The sequence below is a fragment of the Azospirillum sp. B4 genome, from assembly GCF_000333275.1.
In the GTDB taxonomy this organism is placed as follows: Bacteria; Pseudomonadota; Alphaproteobacteria; order Azospirillales; family Azospirillaceae; genus Nitrospirillum.
In genome coordinates, this window is record NZ_BACU01000491.1 from 1 (window position 1) to 8,083 (window position 8,083).

Sequence of the window (8,083 nt, forward strand, 5' to 3'; positions counted from 1 at the left end):
CTGATCCGCGCGGTACGGGAAAAGACGCCCAACAGCGACCAGGCCATCTTCTCCGTCCATTGCCACAACGACCTGGGCTTGGCCGTGGCCAACTCCCTGGCCGGCGTGGCCGGGGGCGCCCGCCAGGTGGAATGCACCATCAACGGCCTGGGTGAGCGCGCGGGCAACGCGGCGCTGGAAGAGATCGTGATGGCGCTGCGCACCCGCGCCGATTATCTGCCCTACAAGACGGGCATCAAGACCGAGGCCATCACGCGCGCCTCGCGCCTTGTCTCCACCATCACCGGCTTCGTGGTGCAGCCCAACAAGGCCATCGTCGGCACCAACGCCTTCGCGCATGAGTCCGGCATTCACCAGGACGGCATGCTGAAGCACGCTGGCACCTATGAGATCATGACGCCGGAGTCCGTGGGCCTGAATCGCTCCACCCTGGTCATGGGCAAGCATTCCGGCCGCGCCGCCTTCCGCGCCAAGCTGAAGGAGCTGGGCTACGAGGACATGGGCGACAACGCTGTGAACGAGGCGTTCCGCCGCTTCAAGGATCTGGCCGACCGCAAGAAGGACGTGTTCGACGAGGACATCATCGCCCTGATCGATGACGAGGTGGGCCGCCAGCACGACCACATCCAGTTCGTCTCGCTGCAGGTGGTGGCGGGCTCGCGCGGGCCGCAGCACGCCGTGCTGGAGGTGACGGTGGGCGGCCAGCCCGTGGCGCCGGTGGTCAGCTTCGGCAACGGCCCGGTGGATGCCGTGTTCAACGCCATCAAGCTGGTCTTCCCCCATGACGCCCGGCTGCAGCTGTATCAGGTGCACGCCGTGACCGCCGGCACCGACGCCCAGGCGGAGGTGACCGTGCGGCTGGAGGAGGGCGGCAAGACCGTCAACGGCCAAGGTGCGGACGCCGATACCCTGGTCGCCACCTGCCGCGCCTATCTGCACGCCCTGAACAAACTGTTGGTGAAGCGGCAGAAGACGGCGCCTGCCGCCATCAGCGCGTGACGTTGACCGTCTGAAGCGTCGATCGCGCGATGGAACAAGAAAGTGGAGCTTTTTCGCCGCTTCAGCGCGTGACGGAAAAGCTCTGATCCCGAGTCCCGCCCCCCGGCCGGCGGGCGGGCGGGGGTGGCCTGTTACCCGTACGCCCGGAGGTTGCGGGGGTGATCCGGTTGAGCGGCGAGGGTGGCGCGCCGCCTTGAAAGCGCCCCATTGTGTTTCGTGGACCGCCGCTGGGCCGGGCGCATCCCGCATCGCCGTGATAAAATCGCCCCTGGGCCTCATCAGGGCTTGAGCGGCTTAGCGATTCTGTTCTATGCAACCCCTATGGCGGTGCGATGCTGGTTTCCCAGGGAGCCGCGGTCCGCAGGCCACTTCCCGCAACCCACTAACCGATGTCCTACGAACTTGCTTGGCATTTTCTCCGCCGATATGGCGATCGACCTCGGCACGGCCAATACGCTGGTCTACGTCAAGGGTCGCGGTATTGTCCTGAACGAACCGTCCGTGGTCGCGATTGCGAACGTGCGCGGCAAGAAGCAGGTGTTGGCCGTCGGTGACGAGGCCAAGCTGATGCTTGGCCGCACGCCGGGCAACATTCAGGCCATCCGTCCGTTGCGCGATGGTGTCATCGCCGACTTCGAAGTTGCGGAAGAGATGATCAAGCATTTCATCCGCAAGGTGCATAACCGCCGCAGCTTCGCCAGCCCGCAGGTCATCATCTGCGTGCCGTCGGGGTCGACCGCCGTCGAGCGCCGGGCCATCCAGGAATCGGCCGAGGCCGCTGGCGCCCGCCGCGTCTTCCTGATCGAGGAGCCCATGGCCGCGGCCATCGGCGCCGGCCTGCCGGTGACGGAGCCGACGGGCAGCATGGTGGTGGACATCGGTGGCGGCACCACCGAGGTGGCCGTCCTGTCGCTGGGCGGTATCGTCTACTCCCGGTCCGTCCGCGTGGGCGGCGACAAGATGGACGAGGCCATCATCGGCTACATCCGCCGCAACCATAACCTTCTGGTGGGCGAAGGCTCGGCCGAGCGCATCAAGAAGGAAATCGGTTCCGCCTGCCCGCCGGAAGATGGCGAGGGCCGGGTGATGGAGATAAAGGGCCGCGATCTGATGAACGGCGTGCCCAAGGAACTGATCATCAGCGAACGCCAGATCGCTGAGAGCCTGGCCGAACCGGTGAGCCAGATCATTGAAGCGGTGAAGGTGGCGCTGGAACATACGGCGCCTGAATTGGCCGCGGACATCGTGGACAAGGGCATCGTGTTGACCGGCGGCGGCGCCCTGCTGTCCAACTTGGATTTCGTGCTGCGCCACGCCACGGGGCTGCCGGTGTCGATCGCCGACGATCCGCTGTCCTGCGTGGCGCTGGGCACGGGCCGGGCGCTGGAAGAGATGAAGACCCTGCGTAACGTGCTGATCAGCATGTATTGACGAAGGGGTGTCGGTCGCCCACATGGGCGGCAGGCTTTGGTGTAGAGTAGGGGCCGGCGCCGCACCCAGGCCGGGTGTTGCGCCGGGGCCCCCTGTAGCGGGACGGGGACTGCCTGTGAAGACGCGCAGCGGTGGCACCGCGCTCAGGATCGCAGCACCCATGCGGGCGTTGCTGCAGCGCTTCTCATTTCTGCTCATGGTGCTGGCCGCCATTGGGCTGATGATGATGACGCGTGCCGACCCCGTGTTCATCGACGCCGCCCGCGCCCGCGTCACCGACGCCTTCGCCCCCATCCTGGGTTTCATCGCCCGCCCCGCCGGCGCCGTGGCCGGCGTCCTTGAATCCGGCCGCCAGCTGACGGCGCTTTATGCCGAGAACCAGCGCCTGCGCGAGGATAACGAGCGCCTGCGCCAATGGCAGCAGACGGCGTTACGGCTGGAGGCTGAGAACAACTCCCTGCGCGGTCTGCTGGCCTACAAGCCCGACCCGGCCGCCTCCTACATCACCGCCCGCGTCATCGCCGATCCCGGCGGCGCCTTCGTCCGTACCCTGGTGGTGATGGCCGGCCAGCGCGACGGTGTGCGCCGCGGCCAGGCCGCCATGGCGGGCCAGGGTGTCATCGGCCGTGTGGTGCAGGTTGGGGAATGGTCGTCGCGCATCCTGTTGGTCACCGATCTGAACGCCCGTATCCCGGTGGTGCTGGAAACCACCCGCCAGCGCGCCATGCTATCGGGCGACAACTCCGACCAGCCGCGCCTCATGTACATCCCGCGCGGGGTCGAGCCCACGGTGGGTGAGCGGGTCTTCACCTCCGGCCATGGCGGTCTGTTCCCTGCCGGCCTGCCGGTGGGCATCGTCGCCACCACGCATGAGGGGGAGACGCGGGTAACCCCCATCGTCGACCTGTCGCGCATCGAATACGTGCAACTGGTCGACTTCGGCATTCCCGGCGGACTGGCGGCCGAGGCGGCCCAGCCCGGCGCCATGCAGTGAACGCCGCCATGGCGGTGGGCGTTTGGCAGCGGCTGGACCAGGCCGGACGCAACCTGGTCCCCTTCAGCACCACGGTGGCGGCCATGCTGATCGGCATGATGCCCCTGCAACTGCCCGACTACTCCTTCGTGGCGCCACCGCTGACCTTGATGTCCATCTACTACTGGGCGATATATCGCCCCGACCTGTTGCGGCCGCTGCTGGCGTTCGGCGTCGGGGTGCTGCAAGATCTGCTGGGTGGATCGCCGCTGGGCATGAGCGCGCTGGTATACGTCCTGGCCTACTGGCTGGTGCTGACGCAGCGGCGCTATTTCCTGGGCAATTCCTTCTGGTTCCTGTGGCTGGGGTTCGCCCTGGTGGCTGTCGGCGCCGGGGCGGTGCAGTGGGTGGCCTACAGCCTGATGACGGCCCATCTGGTGGGGCCGGGCAACGTGGTGGCCCAGGCGCTGCTGGCCATCGTGCTGTTCCCGTTGCCGGCCTGGTGCCTCAGCAAGCTGCATCGCAGCCTGTTGAGCACCAACTGATCCGAGGGCGTGTCGCGGCGCTCCAGGGCGCCCGCATGAAAGGTTTTCGACGGTATGTTCAACGCGATCGATAGGGACGCCGAACGCCAGCGCGTCATGAACCGCCGCACCCTGGTGCTGGGCGGGCTGAAGGCCGGTGCGCTGTCCGCCCTGGTGGCGCGGCTCTATTATCTGCAGGTCCTGGAAGGCGATCATTACACCACCCTGGCGGAGGACAACCGCATCTCGCTGCGCCTGCTGGCGCCCTCGCGTGGCATCATCGTCGACCGCAGCGGCGTGCCCCTGGCGGTGAACGAGCAGAACTTCCGCGCCGTGCTGGTGTCCGAACGCACCGATGACGTGGACGAGACGCTGGACAAGGTGGTCAAGCTGCTGCCGTTGACGGATGCCGACCGTCGCCGGATTTCGCGTGACGTGGACCGGCTGCGCTCGTTCGCGCCCGTGACCCTGCGGGAGAACCTGACCTGGGACCAGGTCTCGGCCATCGAAGTCAACCTGCCCGACCTGCCCGGCGTCTCCATCGAGGTGGGGCAGGTGCGCTCCTACCCCTTCGGCGAGCAGGCGGCCCATATCCTGGGCTATGTTGGCGTGGTGTCGGAGCAGGAGTTGCAGAACGCCCGCGACCCGCTGCTTTCCCTGCCGGGCTTCCGTATCGGCAAGAGCGGCATCGAGCGCAAGCATGACCTGGCCTTGCGCGGTACCGCCGGCACCAGCCAGTTGGAGGTCAACGCCGTGGGCCGCGTGGTGCGGGAACTGGCGCGCAACGATGGCCAGCCCGGCCATCAGGTGACCCTGACCATCGATGCCAAGCTGCAGTACTTCGCCCAGCAGCGCCTGGCGGAGCATGAGAGTGCGGCCGCCGTGCTGCTGGACGTGCAGACCGGCGGCATTCTCGCCCTGGCCTCCCACCCCAGTTTCGACCCCAACCAGTTCGCCATGGGGATTCCCCAGGACCTTTATGACAGCCTGATCAAGAATGAGGCCTCGCCCCTGACCAACAAGGTGGTGGCCGGCCACTATGCGCCCGGCTCCACCTTCAAGCCCATGACGGCGTTGGCGGGGCTGGAAGCGGGGGTGGATCCCACCCACCGCGTCTTCTGCCCGGGCCATTACGATTTCGGTGGCCACACCTTCCACTGCTACAAGAAGGGCGGCCACGGCTCCGTCGACATGCACGACGCCATCCGCATGTCCTGCGACGTCTATTTCTATGACCTGGCGCGGCGCATTGGTGTGGACCGCATCGCCGATATGGCCCGCCGCTTCGGCCTGGGCGACCGGACCGACCTGGACCTGCCGGGCGAGAAGGCCGGCATCATTCCCGACACCAAGTGGAAACGCCGGACCTACAAGGAAAGCTGGTACGATGGCGAAACGTTGAGCGTCGCCATTGGCCAGGGCTATGTCACGGCCACGCCTATCCAGCTGGCGGTGATGTGCGCGCGGCTGGCCAGCGGCGGCAAGGCGGTGAAGCCCCACCTGACCAAGGCGGTGGAGCAGGAGTACACCGAGCAGACCGCCTGGCCCGACATCGGCGTGAAGCCGGAGTTCATCCAGCGCATCCTGGCCGGCATGGCGGGTGTGACCTCGGCCGGTGGTACGGCCTATGCCGCCCGCATCACCCAGCCGGGTTTCGAGATGGGCGGCAAATCCGGCACCGCCCAGGTGAAACGCATCACCATGGCGGAGCGCAACGCCGGCCTGTTGAAAGCGGAGCGACCGTGGAAGGACCGCGACAACGCCCTGTTCATCGCCTTCGCGCCCGTCCAGGCGCCGCGCTACGCCTGCGCCGTCATCGTGGAACATGGTGTGGGTGGCAGCACGGTGGCGGCCCCCATCGCCCGTGACCTGCTGCTGGAAATCCAGTTGATGGAAGCGGCGCGCGCCCAGCAGGCCAACGCCGGCCCGCCGCCGGACACGCCGGCATCCACCACCACAGCCCAGGCGCCCGGCGCGCCACCGGCGGGAGGGGCCCTCAGATGATCAATCTCGACATGGGGCTCGACCCCCAGTCCAACATGAGCCTGGGCGAGAAGTTGGGGCAGATCAGCTGGAGCCTGGTGCTGCTGATCACCGTTGTGGCCTGTGTCGGCTTCTCCATGCTCTACTCAGCGGCCAACGGCAACTTTGACCCGTGGGCCACCCGCCAGATCATGCGCTTCGCCGTGGGGCTGGTGCTGATGCTGGTGGTGGCGCTGATCGACATCCGCATCTGGCTTAAATTCTCCTACTTCCTTTACGGCATCGCCTTTTTCCTGCTGATCGTGGTGGAGGTGATGGGCCATGTCGGCATGGGCGCGCAGCGCTGGATCGACTTGGGCTTCATGCAGTTGCAGCCGTCGGAGCTGATGAAGGTGACCCTGGTCATGGCCCTGGCGCGCTATTTCCACGGCGCCTCGCTGGAGGATACGGGCCGCATCACTTTTCTCATCCCGGCGCTGGTCATGATCGTGGCGCCCGTCTGCCTGGTGCTGCTGCAACCCAACCTGGGTACTTCGCTGATGCTGCTGATGGTATCGGGCGCCCTCTTCTGGCTGGTGGGGGTGCGCCTGTGGAAGTTCGCGCTGGTCATCGGCAGCGCGCTGGCCGCCATCCCGGTCATCTGGCACTTCATGCACGACTACCAGAAAAACCGGGTGAACACTTTCCTGAACCCTGAGAACGACCCCCTTGGCCATGGCTATCACATCATGCAGTCCAAGATCGCCTTGGGCTCCGGCGGCATGTTCGGCAAGGGTTTCCTCATGGGCTCGCAAAGCCACCTGAACTTCCTGCCGGAAAAGCAGACCGACTTCATCTTCACCATGCTGGCGGAGGAAATGGGCATGGTGGGCGCCCTGGTCTTCCTGGTGCTCTATACCCTGCTGTTGGTCTACGGCTATGTCATCGCCATGCGCTGCCGGCACCAGTACGGCCGGCTGGTGGCCATGGGGCTGACCGTCAACCTGTTCCTCTACATGTTCATCAACATCGCGATGGTCATGGGCCTAATCCCGGTTGTGGGTGTGCCCCTGCCGCTGATTTCCTACGGTGGGTCGTCGGCCCTGACGGTCATGATCGGTTTCGGCCTGCTGCTCTGCGTTCACGTCCATCGTGACGTACGCATGTCCCGGCGGGGCATGAGTGATTTCTGACCCCATTGTTCCTGCAAGGGCGCCATGTCGGCGGAGCCCTGCATTTTTCTGTCGACAAGCGCCGCCTATCGCCGTATGAAACCGCCCTCACCGGGACGCAAGCCCCGGCGGCCGCCGCGAAAGCGATGGCTTTGAGGGGCGGGTGTATAGCTCAGTTGGTAGAGCAGCTGACTCTTAATCAGCGGGCCCAAGGTTCGAGTCCTTGTACACCCACCACTCCTCTTTCATCAGAAATCGCCAAGTTGTCGCCCTGGTCTCAAGGCCGGGGCAATTGGCATTTGTGGCCCCGCGCAATCCTTAATATTTCGCCTTGTTCGGCCGGATCGACCCTGCATGGGTGCTATTCGGCGGTCCCTGGCGCCCTTCCGTTTTTTCTGTCATTTTTCTGTCGACAAGCCCGCGCCGGGGCGCTAAAAAGCGGCCCTCACCGGGACGATGCGCCCGGCGGCCGGCGCCACGGCGGCGGCTCTGAGGGGCGGGTGTATAGCTCAGTTGGTAGAGCAGCTGACTCTTAATCAGCGGGCCCAAGGTTCGAGTCCTTGTACACCCACCACTCCTCTCTTCCTTGAAAATTGCCGATGCCCCGGCAACCACTGCGATGCGTCGTTGTGCCTGGTGGTCTGTCCGGTTGTTGCATTCCGGCTTTCGTGATACATGCTTGCGAATGCGCAATTGTTGGGGCTGAGCAAGCATTATGGCGACACCCTCTAATACTCCTGGCGCGGCGAACTCTGTAATTGGAACCGCAGGCAGCGATACTATTTTTGGCACGTCCACTCAAACCTATATTGATGGTGGCGCAGGCGACGATACACTTTATGCCAATGCCGACAGTGCAACCGTTTATGGGGGCGATGGCGATGACATTCTATTCGCCAACGGTCGCAACGATTACTTGGACGGTGGTGCTGGCGATGATGATTTGTTTGGGAGCAATGGGACAACCACGTTCGTCGGGGGCGCTGGTCACAACACAATGACGGGCAGCAACGGCGACGTGC

The 8,083-nt window shown here is 65.3% G+C and carries 7 protein-coding genes and 2 tRNA genes; all 9 read left to right on the forward strand.

Annotation, left to right across the window (positions count from 1 at the left end; translation table 11 throughout):
* The coding region (locus I55_RS21430; RefSeq protein ID WP_044562637.1) for a 2-isopropylmalate synthase at nucleotides 1–999 on the forward strand (999 nt) is incomplete at its 5' end.
* 402 nt (nucleotides 1,000–1,401) lie between these two features.
* Nucleotides 1,402–2,430: a rod shape-determining protein gene (locus I55_RS21435; RefSeq protein WP_040849683.1), complete on the forward strand. Its 1,029-nt coding sequence runs from the start codon at nucleotides 1,402–1,404 to the stop codon at nucleotides 2,428–2,430.
* Nucleotides 2,431–2,545: 115 nt separating this feature from the next.
* Nucleotides 2,546–3,424, forward strand: a complete 879-nt coding sequence (mreC, locus tag I55_RS21440) for a rod shape-determining protein MreC (protein ID WP_049974368.1) — start codon at nucleotides 2,546–2,548, stop codon at nucleotides 3,422–3,424.
* Between the two features lie 8 nt (nucleotides 3,425–3,432).
* On the forward strand, nucleotides 3,433–3,948 hold the full coding sequence (gene mreD, locus I55_RS21445; protein WP_044562641.1) for a rod shape-determining protein MreD: 516 nt from the start codon (nucleotides 3,433–3,435) through the stop codon (nucleotides 3,946–3,948).
* Between the two features lie 54 nt (nucleotides 3,949–4,002).
* Nucleotides 4,003–5,931, forward strand: coding sequence for a penicillin-binding protein 2 (gene mrdA / locus I55_RS21450; protein ID WP_252181249.1), 1,929 nt, complete (start codon nucleotides 4,003–4,005; stop codon nucleotides 5,929–5,931).
* Nucleotides 5,928–7,082, forward strand: a complete 1,155-nt coding sequence (gene rodA / locus I55_RS21455; protein ID WP_044562640.1) for a rod shape-determining protein RodA — start codon at nucleotides 5,928–5,930, stop codon at nucleotides 7,080–7,082. Before mrdA ends, rodA begins: the two co-directional genes overlap by 4 nt.
* A 140-nt stretch (nucleotides 7,083–7,222) precedes the next feature.
* Nucleotides 7,223–7,298 (forward strand) — tRNA-Lys (locus tag I55_RS21460).
* 261 nt (nucleotides 7,299–7,559) lie between these two features.
* Nucleotides 7,560–7,635, forward strand: a tRNA-Lys gene (locus I55_RS21465).
* 141 nt (nucleotides 7,636–7,776) lie between these two features.
* Nucleotides 7,777–8,083: calcium-binding protein (locus I55_RS36200; RefSeq protein ID WP_148293886.1), on the forward strand; the 307-nt coding region annotated here is incomplete at its 3' end.